The sequence below is a fragment of the Deltaproteobacteria bacterium genome (assembly GCA_016218975.1).
Taxonomy (GTDB): domain Bacteria; phylum Desulfobacterota; class Deferrimicrobia; order Deferrimicrobiales; family Deferrimicrobiaceae; genus JAENIX01.
Window position 1 is genome coordinate 1 of record JACRCO010000036.1, and the last position, 18,319, is coordinate 18,319.

Genomic DNA, 18,319 nt, shown 5'->3' on the forward strand with positions numbered 1-18,319 from the left:
AGGGATTCCGTGAGTTCCGTCCTGGAAAGCGCGTTGAGCCCCGCCTGGCGTGCCTTCTCCGTGATCGCGCGCGCCAGGGGGGATGAAAGCTCCACCGACCGGGGACGCTTTGCGGGGAGGTAGTAGAAGTCGCCGGTTTTTCCCGCCTCGGCGGCCCCGGCAAGCGAAAGAGCGACCAGCCCCGGGTCGGGACCACCGGGTAGCAGAGTCGAGATCTCGTCTCGCGGGAACCCTTCCCTGTCGGGGAACCGTTTGTGCAGGACGGAAAGGGCCTCGATCGCATTCCGTCCGACGTCTTCCACTGCGGATCGATGCCATACCCGGGTATTTCCTTCGACTCGCCGTAGCTGCCCGGATTCAACGCCTTTTGCGATCTCCCTGACGGAGGATTCCGGTCCGGAGCCGGTTATGGCCGCGGCCTCGCGGTCCTCCAGCCCCTGCCATCCGGAATCCTCGATCGCCGCCATGATCCGGGTGCCGATTTCCGCCGAATCGAGCATCGGGAGCGCCGCAGGCACCGCCCTGGCCGCTCCCTTCCTGCGGGGAGGAAGGGGGTGCAGGACACGCCCTCCGCCGACCGTGTAGCCGAAGTTTTCCAGGGGGGAGAATCCGCGCAGTATGAACCGGTCCCCTCCGAGGAGGACCATCTCATCCGCCAGGTGGATCCGCGCGTATCCTGAGCCCCCGGGCGGGATTTCCACGGTTCCGTAGAGAAGGACCCTCGCCAGCGTGGAAGAGGTAAAGGCGTGAAAGGAAACCTGGGCGCGGTTTTTCAATGGGCGGGGGGCCAGGGGAAGATATTCGATATATGTCTCCACTATGCGAGTGGGGAACAGCGTTCCCGGACTGCACAGGACGGATCCCCTCGGGGCGCTCTCCTTTTCCACCCCCTGGAGGTTGACGGCCGTGCGCGTCCCCGCCGTCGAGAACTCCGCCGGTCCTCCATGGACCTGAAGACCCCGGACCCGTGCGACCGGTCCGGCAGGGAGGATCCGGACTTCATCCCCCGCGCGGATCGTTCCTCCCACCAGCGTTCCGGTAACGACCGTTCCAAATCCCTTCATCGAAAAGGAGCGGTCGACCGGGAGACGGAAGAAAAGCGAGGGATCTTTCCCGGTAACTCCGGCGGCGATCCTGTCCAGCTCTCCGATCAACCCGGTAAGTCCTTCCCCGGTCGCCGCGGAGACGCGAACCACCGGAGCCCCCTCAAGGAAAGTTCCGCTGACGAATTTCCCGATATCTTCCTCCAGGAGCGCAAGCCATTCCTCGTCGGCCTTGTCGCACTTGTTGAGGACTACCAGCCCGTGCCGGATGGAGAGGAGCCTGCAGATGTCCAGGTGTTCCCTTGTTTGCGGCATGACCCCTTCGTCGGCTGCGATCACGAGCATGAGGATGTCCACGCCCGCTGCGCCGGCGACCATCGTGCGAACGAATTTCTCGTGTCCGGGCACGTCGATGATCCCCGCCAGTGTCCCCGAAGGCAGCGCGAGGTGCGCGAACCCGAGCTCGATCGTGATCCCCCGCTCCTTTTCTTCCTTGAGCCGGTCGGGATCGATCCCCGTCAAGGCTTTGACCAGCGCGCTTTTTCCGTGGTCGATGTGGCCCGCGGTGCCGATGATCACCCTTTTGGACATGATGCCTATCTTACCGGTTTTTTAAAGGATACGGTAACATGGGGCGATGGACGAGCCCCGCAGAATGCCGATCGAGGACATGATCGACCTTCACACCTTCTCGCCGAAGGAAATTCCATCGCTCGTCGAGGATTACCTGGAGGAAGCATCTCTTGCGGGGTACAGGCAGGTAAGGATAATCCACGGGCGGGGTACCGGAACGCAACGGCAGCGTGTGCGCAGCGTGCTCTCGCGGCATCCGCTGGTGGAAAGCTACTCCGATGCGCCGCCCGAAGCGGGCGGCTGGGGGGCGACGGTTGCGGTGTTGCGGCCGCGGGGCTGATCCGCATCCACGGGCGGGTCATGTTACCGGCGGCAGGTAATCTCCAGCCTGTTCACGTTCGCAACGATCAGGCGATCCTTGTGGAAGGTTTCGTCCGCAGGCAGCGATTTGCGGACCAGCGCGAGCGCGGCCGCATGAAGGGACGATTCGGGCTTCTCCGCCAACCGGTAGGAAATCCACAGCCCGTCCTTCTTCGACTCGACGAGTCCGGCTTCGTGGAGAGTCTTCAGGTGATGCGACACGTTAGGTTGGGAACCTTTAAGGACGTACTGGATTTCGCAAACGCAAAGCGGCCGGTTTTCCAGCATTTTCAGGATCCGGATGCGCGTTTCGTCGGATAATGCCTTGAATACCTTCGAAATGCTCTTCAACGACATTCCCCCCCGAAAAATTAGTATAAACTAATCTATCCGCCTTTGGGGGGTCAAGCCGAAAGGAAGGAGCCGGGTCTTGAGGAAGAATGCCGTCGAAGGCCGCCGGTTGAAGGTGCTCTTCCTGTGCACCGGGAACGCCTGCCGAAGCCAGATGGCGGAGGGGTGGGCACATGCGTTGAAATCCGATCGGATCGATGCGCATTCCGCGGGAGTTTCCCCCTGCTTCGTCCACCCGCTGGCCATACGTGTCATGAAGGAGGCCGGCGCCGACATTTCCGGCCAGTACTCGAAGCACGTAGATGAGCTTGAAGGGCTCGAGTTCGATTACGTCGTTTCCCTTTGTGATTACGCCGACAGCAGGTGCCCCGTTTGGCCCGGCCAGGGGAAGCGTGTTCACCGTCCGTTCGAGGACCCGATCCATGCGCGGGGGACCGAAGCCGAGGTGTTGGCCAAATTCCGCTCCGTACGCAACCGGATCCGCGCCTTCGTGGATGGGATGCCGGAGAACCTGGAATGAATATTCAGATCACGTTCCGGTAAGGAGATACGATGGCGTTCCGCGACTTGCGGGAATTTCTGTCCGCCCTGGAGGCGCGCGGGGAACTGAAACGCATATCCGCGACGGTGTCCGCCGAGCTGGAGGCTGCGCAGATCGCCGACCGCGCGGTCAAGTCCGGCGGTCCCGCGATCCTGTTCGAAAACGTCGAGGGGAAATCGGTGCCGCTGGCCATGAACCTGTTCGGCACGATCGGCCGGATGTGCCTCGCGCTCGGCGTATCCGGCTTCGACGAGATCGCAGGGCGCGTCAGGGAAGTGATCGAGCCGGAGATACCCACTAATTTCGTCGAAAAACTGAAGATGCTGCCGAAGCTTGCGCGTCTTGCCGACTTCGTTCCGAAGACGGTCTCCGCCGCGCCGTGCCAGGAAGTCGTCGAGAAGGATCGTCCCTCCCTTTCCTTCCTGCCGGTCGTGAAAACATGGCCGGGTGACGGCGGCCCGTTCATCACGTTGCCGCTGGTGTTCACGAAGGACCCCGAAACCGGGCGGCGCAACGCCGGCATGTACAGGATGCACGTATACGACGAAACGACGACGGGAATGCATTGGCACGTCCACAAGGGAGGCGCCCAGCATCACCGGGGTTTCCGAAAGAAGAAGGAGCGGATGCCGGTGGCGGTGGCACTGGGAGGAGATCCGGCGACGATCTACTCCGCCACGGCCCCTCTGCCCGAGGACGTGGACGAAATGATGTTCGCCGGATTCCTGCGCAAGGAGCCGGTGGAACTGGTCCGCTGCAGGACCTGCGATATCGAGGTGCCGGCGAACGCCGAGATCATCCTGGAAGGATACGTGGATCCCGAGGAGCTTCGCACGGAGGGGCCGTTCGGGGACCACACCGGCTACTACTCCCTCGCCGACCGCTATCCCGTTTTCCACCTGACCTGCGTCACGCGGCGAAGGAACCCGATCTATCCGGCGACGATCGTCGGCAGGCCGCCGATGGAAGACGTTTTCCTCGGGAAGGCGACGGAGAGGATCTTCCTGCCGCTCCTACAGAAGATCGTGCCCGAAGTGGCCGACATGAACCTGCCGATCGAGGGGATCTTCCACAACTTCGCCTTCGTCGCCATCGACAAGCGGTATCCGGGCCACGCGCGGAAGGTGATGAGCGCCGTTTGGGGGCTCGGTCTTCTCATGTTTTCGAAATTCGTCGTCGTTTTCGATTCCGACGTGAATGTCCAGGACCTGTCCGAGGTGCTCTGGCGCATCGGGAACAACGTCGATCCCCGGCGCGACGTGATGGTCGTCGAGGGGCCGGTGGATGCCCTTGAACATGCCTCCCCGATCCCGCACTACGGCTCCAAGATGGGGATCGACGCCACGAGGAAATGGGCATCCGAAGGATTCGGGCGGGAGTGGCCGGAAGATATCCGCATGCCGGACGAGATCGTCGACCTCGTCGACCGGCGGTGGAAGGAATACGGTTTTTAGTGGGGTCGGGCCTGTAAATGTTGGGGCGGGTCGGCGTTTATCTTGAAATGATCAAGGTGGCGCACAGCGTCTTTGCGCTGCCGTTCGCATTGATGGGGGCGTTTCTCGCGGCGGGGGGATCGCCGTCCGGGAAGACGATCTTTTACATAGTGCTGGCGATGGTGGGGGGCAGAAGCGCGGCGATGGGGTTCAACCGCGTTGTCGACGCGGAGATCGACGCGAGGAATCCGCGCACCCGGAACCGCGCCATTCCTGCCGGGCAGGTCAGCAAGGGGATGGCGGGAGTCATGATCTTCCTGTCGGTGCTGCTGCTTACCTTGTCGGCGGCGAAACTTAACCCCTTGTGCCTCAAGCTCTCTCCGGTCCTCCTTCTGCTGCTTTTTTCCTACTCTTATACTAAAAGGTTTACCTGGGCATCCCACGTCGTACTGGGGATCTGCCTGGGCGCTGCGCCGCTGGCGGCATGGATCGCGGTCACCGGCGGATTCGACCCCCGCATCCTCGTCATATCCTTCGCCGTTGTTTTCTGGGTGGCGGGATTTGACGTCCTCTATGCCCTTCAGGACATGGAGTTCGACCGCAGCGAGGGGCTGCATTCGATTCCGCGGTATCTTGGAGTGGGGAAGTCGCTGTGGGTGGCGCGCGCGTTTCACTTGGTCATGGCGGGCCTGCTGCTGCTGGGATATCATGTTTTCAGGCTGGGAGGGTGGTACCTGGCCGGGTGGCTGCTTTGCGCCGCGGTGCTCGTTTACGAGCACTCGATACTGAAGGGAAACGACTTGTCGAGGCTGAATGTCGCCTTCTTCAACCTGAACGGCGTCGTAAGCATCGCGCTTTGCCTTTTCACATACCTGGACCTGGCGCTCTGATACTCGCCGGGCCGGGCCGGACGGTTCGAGGAACTCCATGAAGGTTCTCCTCGGGATTTCTGGGGCCAGCGGCGCCGTCTACGGGATGCGCACCGGGGCAGCCCTCCTTGCCGCCGGGGCCGAGCTGCACCTTCTTGTGACGAAAACGGCGTGGGGCATCATGGCCGGGGAACTCCCGGGGCCGCCGCCGCCACCGGGCCTTCCGGCCAGGAAGCGGTGGCTCGCGAAACGTATGCCCGCCGAGCCGGGCATGTGCCGTCTGTACGCGGAGGACGATTTCGGCATCCCGTTCGCGTCCGGTTCCAACCCGCCGGATGCGGTTGTCATCGCTCCGTGCTCGATGGGCATGCTCGGGCGTATCGCAGGCGGCATCTCGTCGTCCGTGCTCGAGCGATGCGCGGATGTGGCGCTAAAAGAGAGAAAGCCCCTGGTGCTTGTCCCCCGTGAGACTCCGCTGTCATGCATTCACCTGGAGAACATGCTGGCGTTGTCCCGGGCGGGCGCGGAAATTCTTCCCGCCTGCCCGGGTTTCTACCACAAGCCCTCCTCCGTGGAGGAGGTCGTGGACTTCGTCGTGTGGCGCATCCTTTCCCGGCTCGGGATGGATGCCGCGCCGCATCCCCGCTGGGGGGAGGAGGTTACCCGATGAAAAAGATCCTGGTGGTGGACGATGAGGAAAATATCCGGGAGTTGTACCGGGACGAACTGTCGGAGGAAGGGTATAGCGTGGAGCTGGCGGAGAACGGGCAGGCGGCGCTTTCGAAGTTCGAAAAGTTCCAGCCCGACCTGGTGACGCTCGACGTGATGATGCCAGGCATGAACGGGATCGAGGTGCTCCGGCGGATCCGCGAGAAGAACCCTTCCGTTCCGGTCCTTCTGCTGACGGCATTCGGGGAGTTCCGGCAGGATTTCAACACGTGGGCGTCCGACGCGTACATAGTCAAATCGGCGAACGTATCGGAGCTCAAGCAGACGATCCGCAAATTGCTGGGGTTGAAATGACGGTTCTCTCGGTGCTGTACGAGGCGTTGCGCGGCAAGAAGCGGCACGTCACCGCGCCGCGCGAACTATCCCTCGCCGCAGCGCTCACCGCCGGCCTTTACGAAGTGTCCCAGGCGATGGCCACGCCCGCGGGGGAGGTGCAACGCAGCCTCGACCTGATCGTCTCCGCATCGACTTCCATACTGCGCGTCGAGCGCAGCGTCCTGCTGCTGAGGGAGCCGGGACAGGAGTACCTGGTTCCGCGGTCGATCGCGGGAATACCTCGGGGGAGGCAGTTCGACAAGTACCGGCAGGAGGTCCACGACAACGTCTTTTCCCAGATACTGTCGAGCGGGGAGGGCATGATCGTCTCCGAGAGCCGTCTCGGCGCGGAGCGAAAACTTCTTCGGCTGATGCGCCGCCTCGACATTCGCGGTTTCCTTGCCGCCCCCGTGAGGGGCCGCGAGGGAGTCGTGGGTGTATTGGCCGCGGCCACCCCGCTGGACGGCCGGGAGCTGTCCGACGCCGATCTCAAGCTCCTGTCGGTGATGGCCAACTTCGCCGCGGTGGCGCTCGAGAATGCCCACCTCGTGTCCCGCCTCGACAGGAAGGCGAAGAAGATCGCGGCGATCCTGGAGATCAGCAGGGCGTTGAACGAGGAACACCACCCGTCCGTCCTTTTCCAGCTCATCGTCGATCGCGCGGTGGATCTGATGGGGGCTTCCAGCGGTTCCGTGATCCTTGTGGACAAAGCTTCCGGCACCCTGCGGATCGAGGCGGAACGCGGATTGGGCGAGGGCGTCAAGGAATCGGTGCGGCTTCCGGTCGGACAGGGTATCACCGGGTGGGTGGCGAAAGAGGGTAAATCCGTACTGGTCCCGGACGTAAGCAGGGATGCGAGATACGTCGTGGCGAATCCGCTCGTGCGGTCCGAAATGGCGGTGCCGATCAAATGGGGGAGCGATACCGTGGGGGTTCTTAACCTCGATCATCACCGGCAGTCCGCTTTCGCGGAAGAAGACCTGGAACTCCTTGAATCTTTCGGAAACGCCGCCGCGGTCGCCTTGAAAAACGCGAAAGTGCTGGGCGATGGAGGATAAAGCGTAAACAGATGGAAAAAACCGTTTCCGGTGCGGAACCGCGGAATATGCCGGGAGCCGCCGGTTCCATCCTGATCATTCGTCCCTTGTGGCCGGTCCTGCGGCGCGTGGCGGGGTTCCTTTCCGCGGAAGGGTACCGTATCGAGGAGGCGTACTCCTGGTCGAGACTCCTCGAAGCGGAGCTTTCCTGCGGGGATCTGGCCGGGATCTTCCTGGGAGAGCATGGCCCCGCCGGCGAGGAGGCGGATATCGTCCGCAGATTCCGCGAGCGCGAGGGAGCGGCGGGAGTCCCCGTCGTGCTGGTCGGGGGAATGAACGCCTTGATGCGCGTCTCGTTGTTCCGGACGGCGGGGGTGGATCTCGTGGTTCCCGCCGACACTTCCCCGGAGTTGCTTATGGAGAAGGTCTCCCCGCTCCTCCATTACGGCACCCTCTACCGGTCGCTGCGGGATTCCAACCGGTCGCTGCGCGAGCAGGCGATGCTGGATCCGCTTACGGGGCTCCCCAACCGCCGGCGGTTCTCGCTGGATGCCGCAAGGCACGTCGAAATGGCCCGGCGCATCGGCCGTCCCCTGTCCTGCATCATTGTAGATATCGACGATTTCCGGACGTTGAACGATCGTTATGGGCAGGAAGCAGGCGACTGCGTGATCCGCGATGTAGGTGCGTTGCTGAACGGGGTAAGGAGAGTGTACGATTCGATCGCCCGGCTGGGAGGAGACGAATTCGCGTGGCTCCTGGTGAATGCCGACCCGGCGCAGGCGGTTCGCGCGGCGGAAAGGGCCCAGGGCGTAATACGGGAGCGGTCCTTCGATCTCTCGCCGGAACCGGTTCGGCTGACCGCTACGTTCGGGGTTTCCACCGTTTCTCCCGGGGTGGATCTTACGGTCGAGAACCTTGTGGGCAACGCCGACAGGGCATTATACTGGGGGAAGGAAAGCGGAAAGGACGTCGTGCGTTACTATCCGTTAAAAAAGGCGAATTCAATTGCTGCGGCCGATACTTACCTTTCCTGACTCCTTCCTGCTCAGGAAGGCTTCTCCCGTTACAGGGGTGGACGACAGGACCCGGGAGCTGGTCCGGGACATGTTCGAGACCATGTACGCCGCGAAGGGCATAGGGCTGGCGGCGCCGCAGATAGGGGTTGGGAAGCGCGTCATCGTCGTGGACGTATCCCCCGTGGAGAATGAGACCGCCCCGCTGGCGTTGGTAAATCCGGTGATCGTGGAACGTAAGGGCAAGGTCGAAGGGACCGAAGGATGCCTGAGCATTCCGGGCGTCGAGGGAGTAGTGATGCGCGCCGAAACAGTCCTCGTTCGGGGGCTGGATACGCAGGGAGAGCCGGTCCAGGTCCGGGCTGAAGGGTTGCTGTCGCGGGCGTTGCAGCATGAGATCGACCACCTCGACGGGATCCTGTTCATCGACCGGATCTCCGCCGCCGCGGCCGCCCCGTCGAGGTGAGCTCTCCCTTCCGGACAATCTTCATGGGTACGCCGGCGTTCGCCGTCCCTTCCCTTTCCGCGCTGGCTACGTCCGAGAACGTGGTGCTTGTTGTGACCAACCCGGATCGTCCTTCCGGGCGCGGGCAGACGCTTGCCCCGCCGCCCGTGAAGGTGGAAGCCGAGAGATTGGGACTGCCGGTATTCCAGCCGGAGAAGGCCAAACACCCCGACTCGGTGGCGAGGATCGCGGGAGAGCATCCGGATCTTATCGTTGTGGTGGCGTACGGCCACATCCTTCCGAAATCCATCCTGGACATTCCGAAGCTCGGCTGCATCAACGTGCATGCATCCCTGCTTCCGAAATACCGGGGGGCCGCTCCGATCAACTGGGCGGTCGTCCGCGGCGAGGAAACGACCGGCGTGACCATCATGAAAATGGACGTCGGGATGGATACCGGTCCGATGCTCCATGTCCGGGAGATCCCGATCGGCCATTACGACACGGCGGAAACCCTCTTCCCCAAGTTGTCCCTCCTCGGCGCCGATGCGCTGATGGAGGCATTGCGCAATCTCCATGCTGGAACGCTCGTTGAAATCCGGCAGGAGGATTCGCAGGCTTCCTATGCGCCGATGCTGAAAAAAGAGCACGGGATGATCGACTGGACGAAATCCGCACGTGAAATCCGGAACCTGATACGGGGCATGGCGCCGTGGCCGTCGGCCTACGCGTTCCATGGAGGAAAGGCGCTCAAGATCCTTTCGGCTGCGGTTCGCGAGGATCATGATGTTCCGGGCGGAACGCCGGGCGAAATCGTCGCGGTCGGAAAGGACGGGATCGTCGTCGCCTGCGGCGAGGGGTCTCTGGCGCTCGTGCAGGTGCAGCCCGAGGGTGGCCGCCCGATGGCCTCCTGGGCGTATGCGCAGGGGCGCCGCGTGCAAAAGGGGGATCGGCTATCACAGTAAGGGAGAAGGCGCTTGCGATCCTTTCCCGCGTCGATCGGGGGGGAGCGTATGCCGACATCCTCCTGGATCGGGCGCTGGGCGGCAAGGACTTTCCCGACCCGCGCGACCGCGGGCTTCTCACCGAGCTCGTGATGGGAACTCTCCGCAGGCGCGGCACGCTCGACCTTTCATTCTCACCGTTTCTTTCGCGGCCAATCGAAAAAACCGACGCGGTGGTGCGCAACGCGCTGCGGCTTGGCGCCTACCAGCTTATCTTTACACGGATACCCGAGAGGGTGGCCCTGTTCGAGACGGTCGCCTGCGTGAAACGGGTGCGCGGAGAGAAACCCGCCGGCCTAGTGAACGCGGTGCTTCGGGCGGTTGTCCGTGCGGGGAAGTCGCCGATATTGCCGCAGGACGGCCTCCCGAGGAAGGCCGCGGAGCTTTCGGTCCCGCTTCACCTTCTCACTGCGCTCATTCGCTCGCTGGGAGAGGAGGAGGCATTCGCCTTCCTGGCGTCTTCCCTTGAAAAACCTCCGTTCGTAGTGAGAGCCAACCGGTTCCGCAGCTCGCGGGAAGCTCTCCTTTCCCGGCTCTCCGCAGCGGGGATGGAGCCGAGGCCGTGCAGATACGCGGAGGACGGGATAATCATCGGAAAACCCGGCCTCGTACACGCCGACCGCGGTTTCCGTTCGGGGGATTACCTGGTGATGGACGAAGGAGCCCAGCTGATCGCCCCGCTGCTTTCCCCCCGCGAGGGAGAGTCGGTGCTCGACGCCTGCGCGGCGCCCGGCGGAAAGGCGACCCACCTTGCGGCGCTCTGCATGGGGAAGGCCGGCATCGTGGCCGCGGACGCATCCGCCGCGAGGGAGAAGACGCTGCGGGATACGGCGTCGCGGCTCGGCGCGACCGGGATGACGACCGCGGTGCACGATTTTTCCAAGGGCCCCTTGCCGGGATTCGAGGAGAAATTCGACAGGGTCCTCGTGGACGCCCCCTGCACGGGGATGGGGGTGATCCGGCGGAATCCCGACGCCAAGTGGAGGTTCCGTCCCGATGACCCGGAGCGGATGGCCGGCTTGCAGCGGTCCATTCTTCGGGGAGCCTTCGCATCGCTTGCGCCGGGGGGGATCCTTCTATACAGCACGTGCTCGCCGTTGCGGCAGGAGAACGAGGAAGTGGTGAAGGCGTTCCGCGAGGAGACCGGCGCGGCGATCCTCGGCCGGGAAGCCGCGGGGAATTGGCCGGGACCGCCGGACGCATGGACGCCGGAAGGATTCGTGCGGCTCGTTCCCCACCGGCACGGGACCGACGGCTTCTTCGCCGCGCTGCTGCGGAAGGGTTAGCCCTCACTACGAACCATGGTGGGAAATGCATGATAGTGACATGATAGAATCGACCGCGATCTACAAGGGCTGAACATGGAGGATTCCATGGATTATTACGTGGCGCCGTCGCTCCTTTCCGCCGATTTCGGCAGGCTTGCGGAGGAGGTCCGGGCCGTCGAGGCCGCGGGCGCCGACCTGCTCCACGTGGACGTCATGGACGGCCGGTTCGTCCCGAACATCACGATCGGACCCCCGGTGGTCGCAGCGATAAAGCGTTGCGCGACGGTTCCGCTCGACGTCCACCTGATGATCGTCGAGCCGCAGGAATATATCGAGGCTTTCGCGAATGCAGGCGCCGACGTCATCACGATCCATGCGGAGGCCACCCCCCACCTTCAGCGCGCGGTGGCGCGGATCCGCGAACTGGGGAAAAAGCCCGGCGTCGCGCTGAATCCCTCCACGTCCCTGTCCGCCGTAGAGTGGGTCCTCACCGACGTCGACATGGTGCTGCTCATGACGGTGAACCCGGGGTTCGGCGGGCAGGCGTACCTGCCGGGGATGACGGGGAAGATCGAACTGCTGCGGTCGCAGCTTGCGCGGACCGGGCTGCAGGTGGACATCGAGGTGGACGGAGGGATCAAGGCCGACAACGTCTCCGAGGTCGTCAGGGCAGGCGCGAACGTGATCGTTTCGGGATCGGGGATTTTCGGGACGAAGGATTACGGCAGGACGATCTCCCGGATGAAGGAAAGCATCCGCCAGGCGGCATCGGCGGCGGCGGGAGGGGGGAAGCGATGAACCGCGTCGATCTCGGACTGTGGCAGCTCGAGTTGAGGGGGAAGAAGTGCGTCGAGGCCCTCCGAAAGAACGGCTTCGACGCCGAATACCACTCCGGCAGGGAAGGAGCGCGCGAGCGCGTGCTGAAGGAGTGCGAAAAGGCCGGATCCATCGGCTTCGGCGGGTCGATGACGATAGCGGAGTTGGGGATCTACGACACCCTCAAGGAGAGCGGAAAGAAACTTTTCGATCACGGGCGGGTTCCGCAGGCCGAAAAGGCGGCGGCGAGGCTCGGGCAGCTCACCTGCGACCTGTTCCTCACCGGCACGAATGCGGTGACGCTCGGCGGCGTTCTTGTCAACCTTGACATGAACGGTAACCGGACGAATGCCATGACCTTCGGCCCGAAAAAGATCGTCGTCGTGGCGGGCTGCCAGAAAGTGGTGGCGAACGTGGACGACGGTATACGCAGGATAAAAACCCACGTCGCGCCCCGAAACACCAAGCGTCTGAAGCTGGCCACACCCTGCGCTACGACCGGATTCTGCGAGGATTGCAATTCCCCCCAGCGGATCTGCCGGGTCTACTCGATGATCGAGAGACGGCCGCCGCACTCCGACATCACCGTGCTCCTATGCGGCGAGCCTATGGGGTTATAAGCGATCGAACGACGTGCGAGCGCCTCGCGGGGTACCCCTCGCGGGGGACGCCTTGCCCGGCCGTCCATGGCCGGGCTGCGGCTCGCGAGCTCCAAAGCACGCTGCCATGGACGGCAGCGTGCCGCGGGCGCATGGATGCGCAAGAGCGGCCCGCCCTCCCTGGCTCCCGCTTCGTCGCTCGACGCCCCCGCGAGGGGCACCCCGTTTCGGCGGCTCGCACGTAAGTTTGATCGCGTCATGCATTATCCGGGTTGAAAGGAGGTACGCTCTATTGCCGCTGATATATATGGGGTTTCTGGTCATAGGGGTGTTCACCGGGGCGGTGTCGGGGATGTTCGGGATAGGCGGCGGAGTGTTCGTCATCCCGGCGATGGTGTATATCTTCGGGTTCACGCAGAAGACGGCGACGGGGACGTCGCTGGCGATGCTCCTTCCGCCCATAGGCATCCTTGCCTTCCTCCAGTTCTACCGGGCAGGGCAGGTAAACGTCGCCGCTGCGATCCTCCTTATCGCGGGTTTCCTCGCGGGATCCTGGCTCTCCGCCGGATACGCGGTCGCCCTTCCCGACCTGCTCCTGAAGCGTCTTTTCGGCGGCGTGTTGATCGTGATGGGGGCGATATACATATTGACGGCCCGTTAATGGATAGTAACAATCACGCGGAAACTTGTCCGGCCGATTTTCCGATCAGCACTTTCCTCCGATAATACTCATCCTGCAAAAAATTATTAAAGGTACTGCCCGACCGCTTCGATATATATATTGTGGCGGGCATCCTTGAAACATCTCCTGGAACAGCCATTCGTTACCGACCAAACCGGTTGCACTGTCGACATGAATGAAATTCACTCAAATATGGAATTTCAAAACCCGTCCTTGAGGTGAAGAGGATGAAAAGGATCATTCTTGCGATTTTCGTTCTTGTCTTCACCGGTTGCGCGACGTCACCGGAAATCACCGCATGGAACATGGTGCGGGAGGTGAACACCCCCGCAGCCTACAAAGACTTCGCTCAGCGTTATCCGCAAAGCGGCCACGCGGACGAGGCTCGCGAACTGATCGGGAAATCGGAAAAGGAGCGGATCATGAAGGCGGGATCGGTGGCCGAGTGCGTCGGGATAATGAAGACAAACCCCGACCCGAAGACCGCCGCCATGGTGGGAGACCTCGCCTTCAAGGCTGCGCAGAAGGAAACCTCCGTGGATGCCCTTTACGAGTTTCTCGCCTATTTCAAGGGACACGGCGGAGCGCAGGAGGTACGGAACCGGCTCGAGGAGCTCGAGTTCGAAAGTGCCCGCAAGGACCCCTCCCCCATGCCCAAGGAGTATTTCCTGTACCGGTACCCGGGTTCGCGGTTCGAGGCGGAAGGGAGAAAGCTCCTGCAGGAGACGACCTTCCGTCAGGTGAAGCAGTGGGGGAACCAGTACGGATACAAGGCGTTTCTCGCGAAGTTCCCCGATGCCCCCCAAGCTGCGGAGGTTGGGGGATGGATACGTTCCGCCCCACAGCGGCCCGGATTGCCGGACCTGGCCGGGGCGATCTCGGAAGCGGTTTCCAGGAGCCCTTTGCTCCGTAAGCACTCCTGTGCTCTCGCGCTGTCCTCCGCCATTAAAGAAAACGCCGGGGACCCGGATGTTCTCAGGCGCCGGCTGTACGAACTCGAGAAGGGAGCGGATTCCGGAGCGCTTCCCGACATGTGCGCTTCCGCCGGCCTCAAGGCCAGGCCCGACTCCGAGGGAAACCTCTCGGAGGCCCTCCAGGCGCTGGCGATCCTTGAGACGCAGAGGAAAGAATTGGCCGGGAAGTGGGAGGTCTACAGGGAGCGGGACGAGATGGTCAAAGCCGCCATCGCCGCGAGCACTAACGTCTCCAACGAGCTTGAGACCGCCGAACTGTCCGAGGAGGTCCTGGGCAGCGGCCCCCTCGGCAGGGTGGACACCGGGGCGGAAAAGGGATCGCAGTCGGCGAATAGGGCCCTCGAGCGGTTCCAGTCGGTGCAGAACGTGATCCGCAGGGACAAGGAGGACATTCAGCGGATGCTGCTCGAGACCGAATCGTACTACAAGCCGCTTAAACTGTACGTAACCGGCTGCGTCGTTGCGAAATAGTCCTGCAGGGAGGCGAACGATGAAATACGCGATTCCGACTGCGGTTGTTTTCGCGGGATTCCTGATTTTCGGCCGGGGCGCGGCGGTCGCCGAAAGCCCGCTGTTCCTGCCGAAGGCCGAAAAAGCCCCCTCTCTCATGACAGCGGCCGAGGCGGGCAGCCTGCGGAAGGAGGCGGAGGGGCTCAAACGCAAGGGGGAACTCCTTAAGGAAGCCGCGAACAAGAAGTACGCGGCTGCCGGGGAGCTCCGGAAAAAGGCAGGCGGGTTCCGTTCGGAGTCCTCGAAGAAGGGGGAGGCGTTACGGAGCAAGGCGGAGGAAACCGCCGCCATATCAAGCATGCTCGGCGACATGTTCAGCATAATGTCGAGCGTGGGCGGAATGGGCGGAGGAGGGTTCTCCTCCAATGCCGCGCTTGCCTCGTCCCTGACGGGCAAGATGATCCAGGGGCAGCAAGCGAGCGACGCGAAAGGGATCATGAGCGCCCAGGCCAGGTCGGGACAGATCGCGATGGAGGCCGAAAAGAAAGCCGGCCCGCTGGAACTGCGCGCCGATGAGCTCGAAAACGAGGGGAACCGCCTCATGGAAGCCCACAACCGCCTGATGGGCATCGCGAACGCGAAGTTCCTGCTCGTCGCAGCCGACGAGCTGTCGAGGAAGGTCGACGCGGACACCCGCCACCTGGAACGGCTCAAGGAGAGCAACCGGGGACTCCTCATGTCGATGTCGGCTCGCTGATTGCGCAGATGCGCGGATGCGGCGACAGAACGGATGGCTGGCGCTGCGCCCTGTTCCTTGCGCTTCTATTGATTCCAACGCAGGCATGGTCGGACACCGGGAAGGACAAGGCCGACCGCCTCTGCGAACGGGCGGATTCGGCGGAACGGGAAGCGCGGGATTACGAAAGAAAATCCGCGGAGCGCCGGCGGTTCCTGAAAGGGACGGGTAAGCTCGATCTGCCGGGATCCGCCGCACCGGCCGTAGGCGTCAACACGGCCGCGCTCAGGCAATCCATCAAGGCGCAGGTCGCACAGGCAAGGGCGATGCTGCCGCAGTTGCGGCAGGGTGCGGCCGCCGCGAGCCAGGACCGTGGAGCCGTTCCCGGGCTCAGTCAATACTTCAGCCGGATGGAGGGCAGCATCGGCACTGCGCTCCAGGGGATCGAGGCGTGCCTCGACTCGCCGGAGCGCTGCAATCCCCCCTCGTTCTTCTGTCCCTCTCCGCCGAACATAACGTCATATGCCGGAAAAGGCTCGTCCGCCGACTTCGTTCGCCAGGTACAGGAGTCCTACCGCAAGGCGGCGAATTCGGCAAACCAGGCATGCCGGGACCTGCAGGGCGAGGCGGCGCGCGCAGTGGAACGCCTCCGGCAGGAGCACCGGGCCGCAGGGATGAATCCTGAATCGCCGGGAAGCGGCGGGTCGCAGCGGTTCGGGGATGCCGACCTCTATATCAGGCGTTCGGAATCGCTGAAAAGAGATGCCGCCAGCCACCGGCTTGAGGCCGATAAAGCCTCGGGTGTCGGGGGATATTGTGGCACCCGTTCGAGCTCCGCCTCCCATGCGGGCAGGACCCGCAATCTCGTGGAAGGTCTCAAGGCTGCCGGGAAGGGAGGAAGGACGCCCGGGGAGGGGTTTCGGTACGATGCGAAAGTGATCGACCTGAAGGCGGAATGGGAAAAGAAGTGGAACAAGGGTAACAGGCTCGAAGCATCCGTCGTCCCCCCCTTGCCTAAATTGTCCGCAGGACGGCAGGACGGCGGGACGGCCGCCGAAAAGGTCAAGGAACAGGTCTTGGCGCAAGGGCTGGGGCTCATCGATCCCCTGGGTGTCGCGGCTCATGTACAGGATTACTTCGATGATTACATCGATCGGGGGGGGCCGGATTGGTGGTGCAATCTCAAGTCCTCGTATCGGGAGGCCGACGAGCGGATGGGGCTTACCGAGTTCATCAAGGACCGCCCGAAGGAATTGGTGAAGGACGTCATCACCGGGTACGTGGAGAAGAACTGCCCTTACGGGAAGTCCCTCACGACTGGGTACAAGATCCTGTCCGCGGTAAAAACGACCGCCGACGACGTTGGAGGGATCATCGTGGATGCCCCCCGCGTGATCGCCTACGGCAGCGAGGCCGAGGCGAAGGCGCTGTCCAGGAGCGCGGACCTGGTTCCCGTCTACTTCCTGAACAATCTTTTCGACGATGTTACCGGGAAATTCCCCATGCCGAAGTTGAGGCAGGCCGGGCACGCGCATGAGTAGGGGTGGCGCATGCCGCTGCTCTTTCGCGTGCGCGCTGCTGGCGTTGGCGGCGATCCTTGCGGCGCCGGCCGCGGCGGTTTCCCAAAGGGTGGAAGTCCGCAAGGTGCTCGACACGGCTCCCCTCGGCAACCCTTTCGTGTTCGATGTCGGTCCCGATGGAGCCGTGCTCGTTCTCACCCGGGACAACATATTCGACGCAGGCGCGGAAGGACCACTTTTCGGGGAGCCTCTCAAGGATCCGGCATGGCTCGGCTTCGCCGGCCGGAACCTGCAATTTCTCGTGGACGACGTCCTCTACGTCGTGGACGGACGCGTGCCGAGGAAACTATTGGATGTTCCATTGAAGAGCCGGATCTTCGCATCGGACGGTGAGCGGACTTTCCTCGCCGGGATCTCCCCGGACGGGAAGCCGCTGCTGTTCATTTTCAAGGAGCGCGCCGGGTACAAGGCGCTGCTCGAGCTGGACGCGCCGATAGACGCAATGGCCCTCGCGCGCGGGGAGCTGTTTTTCTCGGTCGGGCCGGGAATCTACGCCCTGCGGGAGGGCGGCCCGGTCCGGCCGTTCGCTTTTCTTCCCGGCATTTCCCGCATACCGTCGCTTGCGGTAGATGACGCGCGCGGGCTGCTTTACTTCTCCGACGGCGACGAGGTCTACGCATTGCGCGGGAACAGTTTCGTCGTCGTACGGAGAGGCCTGGGGGGAATGCTCCGTTGCCGCGCGGGCGAACTCTTCGTCCTGTCGTGGAAGGAGCGCGCGCTGTTCCGGATGAGCGGCATTTCCGAGGCCCTCCTCTCGGACGGGACGCTTACTCCATGGAAAGATCCCTGCAAGGATCCGGTAATCGGCCTCTACTGCCGGGCGGAGCGGGAGCGGGCGATCCTCAAGGCCGCCCTGGAGCTTTCCGGATCAGGCGGTCAGGCGAGCCGCGCGGAAGATTCGGGCGAGATGGGCGCTTATGCAGCCGACCGTAAAAAGGAGCTCGGCGGGATAGAAACGGCCCTTGCGAAGGAAGCGGCGTCCGGAGCGGAAGGAATTCTCTGGGGCAGCGATGCCGGGACGAAGGCGATCGGTTCGAACGAACCGGTCGTGACCTCGAAACGGGGAGCGGCGGTAGCCCTATGGGACGGTAGCGATTTGCGCATCGGCCCGGACTCGAAAGCGACGCTCGGGGAGTGCAGGCCATCCGGGACTTGCAGGCTGTCTCTGGAGGCAGGTCTTCTTTATTTCGAATCGTACCGGCCGCCCGTCGGGGGGATCGAAAGCCGGAGACCCGGCGGATTCGAAATATCCGCCGGGGCGCTGGCATTCGACTTCGAGTCCGCCCGGGTGGCAGTGTTCGCTTCCGGGGACACGACGGCCGTCGTGGTGCTCGACGGCAGGGTACGCGCCGCCTCGCGGGGTGGAGGCGGAGCCGTGACCCTTGCGCCCGGAGAGACGCTCGAGGCGCGGCGCGGAGAGCCCCTCGGGACGCCGAAGGTTGCCGACACGGGAAGGATCAACAGATGGTGGGAGAAGATCCGATGAGATGCTCGACGG

General features: G+C 63.3%; 20 protein-coding genes. 18 read left to right on the forward strand and 2 right to left on the reverse strand.

From position 1 onward, the window contains the following. On the reverse strand, positions 1-1,634 hold a 1,634-nt coding region (selB, locus tag HY896_04295), incomplete at its 3' end, for a selenocysteine-specific translation elongation factor (GenBank protein ID MBI5575564.1). Positions 1,635-1,698: 64 nt separating this feature from the next. Here selB and HY896_04300 point away from each other — a divergent pair. Next, on the forward strand, positions 1,699-1,956 hold the full coding sequence (locus HY896_04300; GenBank protein MBI5575565.1) for a Smr/MutS family protein: 258 nt from the start codon (positions 1,699-1,701) through the stop codon (positions 1,954-1,956). A gap of 23 nt (positions 1,957-1,979) precedes the next feature. Here the strand turns inward: HY896_04300 and HY896_04305 are convergent, their stop codons facing one another. Next, positions 1,980-2,327: a winged helix-turn-helix transcriptional regulator gene (locus tag HY896_04305; GenBank protein ID MBI5575566.1), complete on the reverse strand. Its 348-nt coding sequence runs from the start codon at positions 2,325-2,327 to the stop codon at positions 1,980-1,982. Between the two features lie 154 nt (positions 2,328-2,481). Between HY896_04305 and HY896_04310 the strand changes: the two genes are divergently transcribed. The 17 genes from HY896_04310 to HY896_04390 all read left to right on the forward strand — a co-directional run bounded on the left by HY896_04310 (position 2,482) and on the right by HY896_04390 (position 18,307). Beyond that, positions 2,482-2,847, forward strand: a complete 366-nt coding sequence (locus HY896_04310) for an arsenate reductase ArsC (GenBank protein MBI5575567.1) — start codon at positions 2,482-2,484, stop codon at positions 2,845-2,847. Positions 2,848-2,879: 32 nt separating this feature from the next. Continuing rightward, positions 2,880-4,322, forward strand: coding sequence for a menaquinone biosynthesis decarboxylase (locus tag HY896_04315; protein MBI5575568.1), 1,443 nt, complete (start codon positions 2,880-2,882; stop codon positions 4,320-4,322). Between the two features lie 17 nt (positions 4,323-4,339). Continuing rightward, the gene (locus HY896_04320; GenBank protein MBI5575569.1) at positions 4,340-5,191 is read left to right on the forward strand and encodes a UbiA family prenyltransferase; all 852 of its coding nucleotides are present in this window, start codon (positions 4,340-4,342) and stop codon (positions 5,189-5,191) included. Between the two features lie 37 nt (positions 5,192-5,228). Beyond that, positions 5,229-5,840, forward strand: coding sequence for a UbiX family flavin prenyltransferase (locus tag HY896_04325; GenBank protein MBI5575570.1), 612 nt, complete (start codon positions 5,229-5,231; stop codon positions 5,838-5,840). Further along, entirely contained in the window at positions 5,837-6,193 is a 357-nt protein-coding gene (locus HY896_04330; GenBank protein MBI5575571.1) for a response regulator, read from the forward strand. The genes HY896_04325 and HY896_04330 overlap by 4 nt, the downstream gene beginning before the upstream one ends. Continuing rightward, positions 6,190-7,272, forward strand: a complete 1,083-nt coding sequence (locus HY896_04335; protein MBI5575572.1) for a GAF domain-containing protein — start codon at positions 6,190-6,192, stop codon at positions 7,270-7,272. The genes HY896_04330 and HY896_04335 overlap by 4 nt, the downstream gene beginning before the upstream one ends. An 11-nt stretch (positions 7,273-7,283) precedes the next feature. Beyond that, positions 7,284-8,288 carry a diguanylate cyclase gene (locus tag HY896_04340; GenBank protein MBI5575573.1) on the forward strand — a complete coding sequence of 335 codons (1,005 nt, stop codon included), beginning with the start codon at positions 7,284-7,286 and terminating at the stop codon, positions 8,286-8,288. Next, positions 8,260-8,733 (forward strand): peptide deformylase, encoded by a 474-nt coding sequence (def, locus tag HY896_04345; protein MBI5575574.1) that lies wholly within the window; start codon positions 8,260-8,262, stop codon positions 8,731-8,733. The genes HY896_04340 and def overlap by 29 nt, the downstream gene beginning before the upstream one ends. A 23-nt stretch (positions 8,734-8,756) precedes the next feature. After that, positions 8,757-9,677 carry a methionyl-tRNA formyltransferase gene (locus HY896_04350; GenBank protein ID MBI5575575.1) on the forward strand — a complete coding sequence of 307 codons (921 nt, stop codon included), beginning with the start codon at positions 8,757-8,759 and terminating at the stop codon, positions 9,675-9,677. After that, positions 9,560-11,002 carry a 16S rRNA (cytosine(967)-C(5))-methyltransferase RsmB gene (gene rsmB / locus HY896_04355; GenBank protein ID MBI5575576.1) on the forward strand — a complete coding sequence of 481 codons (1,443 nt, stop codon included), beginning with the start codon at positions 9,560-9,562 and terminating at the stop codon, positions 11,000-11,002. The genes HY896_04350 and rsmB overlap by 118 nt, the downstream gene beginning before the upstream one ends. Before the next feature lie 87 nt (positions 11,003-11,089). Next, positions 11,090-11,782: a ribulose-phosphate 3-epimerase gene (locus tag HY896_04360; protein MBI5575577.1), complete on the forward strand. Its 693-nt coding sequence runs from the start codon at positions 11,090-11,092 to the stop codon at positions 11,780-11,782. Further along, positions 11,779-12,420, forward strand: coding sequence for a lactate utilization protein (locus HY896_04365; protein MBI5575578.1), 642 nt, complete (start codon positions 11,779-11,781; stop codon positions 12,418-12,420). The genes HY896_04360 and HY896_04365 overlap by 4 nt, the downstream gene beginning before the upstream one ends. A 286-nt stretch (positions 12,421-12,706) precedes the next feature. Beyond that, the gene (locus tag HY896_04370; protein ID MBI5575579.1) at positions 12,707-13,060 is read left to right on the forward strand and encodes a sulfite exporter TauE/SafE family protein; all 354 of its coding nucleotides are present in this window, start codon (positions 12,707-12,709) and stop codon (positions 13,058-13,060) included. Positions 13,061-13,308: 248 nt separating this feature from the next. Beyond that, positions 13,309-14,526, forward strand: coding sequence for a hypothetical protein (locus HY896_04375; GenBank protein ID MBI5575580.1), 1,218 nt, complete (start codon positions 13,309-13,311; stop codon positions 14,524-14,526). A gap of 19 nt (positions 14,527-14,545) precedes the next feature. After that, on the forward strand, positions 14,546-15,262 hold the full coding sequence (locus HY896_04380) for a hypothetical protein (GenBank protein MBI5575581.1): 717 nt from the start codon (positions 14,546-14,548) through the stop codon (positions 15,260-15,262). Between the two features lie 8 nt (positions 15,263-15,270). Continuing rightward, positions 15,271-16,782: a hypothetical protein gene (locus HY896_04385; GenBank protein MBI5575582.1), complete on the forward strand. Its 1,512-nt coding sequence runs from the start codon at positions 15,271-15,273 to the stop codon at positions 16,780-16,782. Next, positions 16,775-18,307 carry a hypothetical protein gene (locus HY896_04390; protein MBI5575583.1) on the forward strand — a complete coding sequence of 511 codons (1,533 nt, stop codon included), beginning with the start codon at positions 16,775-16,777 and terminating at the stop codon, positions 18,305-18,307. Before HY896_04385 ends, HY896_04390 begins: the two co-directional genes overlap by 8 nt. The last annotated feature ends 12 nt before the right edge of the window (positions 18,308-18,319 follow it).

Bases quoted from the DNA above. Each gene is read 5' to 3' on its own strand.
- HY896_04300 (MBI5575565.1), top strand. From the start codon at position 1,699: ATGCCGATCGAGGACATGATCGACCTTCACACCTTCTCGCCGAAGGAA.
- HY896_04310 (MBI5575567.1), top strand. From the start codon at position 2,482: ATGGCGGAGGGGTGGGCACATGCGTTGAAATCCGATCGGATCGATGCG.
- HY896_04315 (MBI5575568.1), top strand. From the start codon at position 2,880: ATGGCGTTCCGCGACTTGCGGGAATTTCTGTCCGCCCTGGAGGCGCGC.
- HY896_04320 (MBI5575569.1), top strand. From the start codon at position 4,340: ATGTTGGGGCGGGTCGGCGTTTATCTTGAAATGATCAAGGTGGCGCAC.
- HY896_04325 (MBI5575570.1), top strand. From the start codon at position 5,229: ATGAAGGTTCTCCTCGGGATTTCTGGGGCCAGCGGCGCCGTCTACGGG.
- HY896_04330 (MBI5575571.1), top strand. From the start codon at position 5,837: ATGAAAAAGATCCTGGTGGTGGACGATGAGGAAAATATCCGGGAGTTG.
- HY896_04335 (MBI5575572.1), top strand. From the start codon at position 6,190: ATGACGGTTCTCTCGGTGCTGTACGAGGCGTTGCGCGGCAAGAAGCGG.
- HY896_04340 (MBI5575573.1), top strand. From the start codon at position 7,284: ATGGAAAAAACCGTTTCCGGTGCGGAACCGCGGAATATGCCGGGAGCC.
- HY896_04350 (MBI5575575.1), top strand. From the start codon at position 8,757: ATGGGTACGCCGGCGTTCGCCGTCCCTTCCCTTTCCGCGCTGGCTACG.
- HY896_04360 (MBI5575577.1), top strand. From the start codon at position 11,090: ATGGATTATTACGTGGCGCCGTCGCTCCTTTCCGCCGATTTCGGCAGG.
- HY896_04365 (MBI5575578.1), top strand. From the start codon at position 11,779: ATGAACCGCGTCGATCTCGGACTGTGGCAGCTCGAGTTGAGGGGGAAG.
- HY896_04370 (MBI5575579.1), top strand. From the start codon at position 12,707: ATGGGGTTTCTGGTCATAGGGGTGTTCACCGGGGCGGTGTCGGGGATG.
- HY896_04375 (MBI5575580.1), top strand. From the start codon at position 13,309: ATGAAAAGGATCATTCTTGCGATTTTCGTTCTTGTCTTCACCGGTTGC.
- HY896_04380 (MBI5575581.1), top strand. From the start codon at position 14,546: ATGAAATACGCGATTCCGACTGCGGTTGTTTTCGCGGGATTCCTGATT.
- HY896_04385 (MBI5575582.1), top strand. From the start codon at position 15,271: ATGCGCGGATGCGGCGACAGAACGGATGGCTGGCGCTGCGCCCTGTTC.
- HY896_04390 (MBI5575583.1), top strand. From the start codon at position 16,775: ATGAGTAGGGGTGGCGCATGCCGCTGCTCTTTCGCGTGCGCGCTGCTG.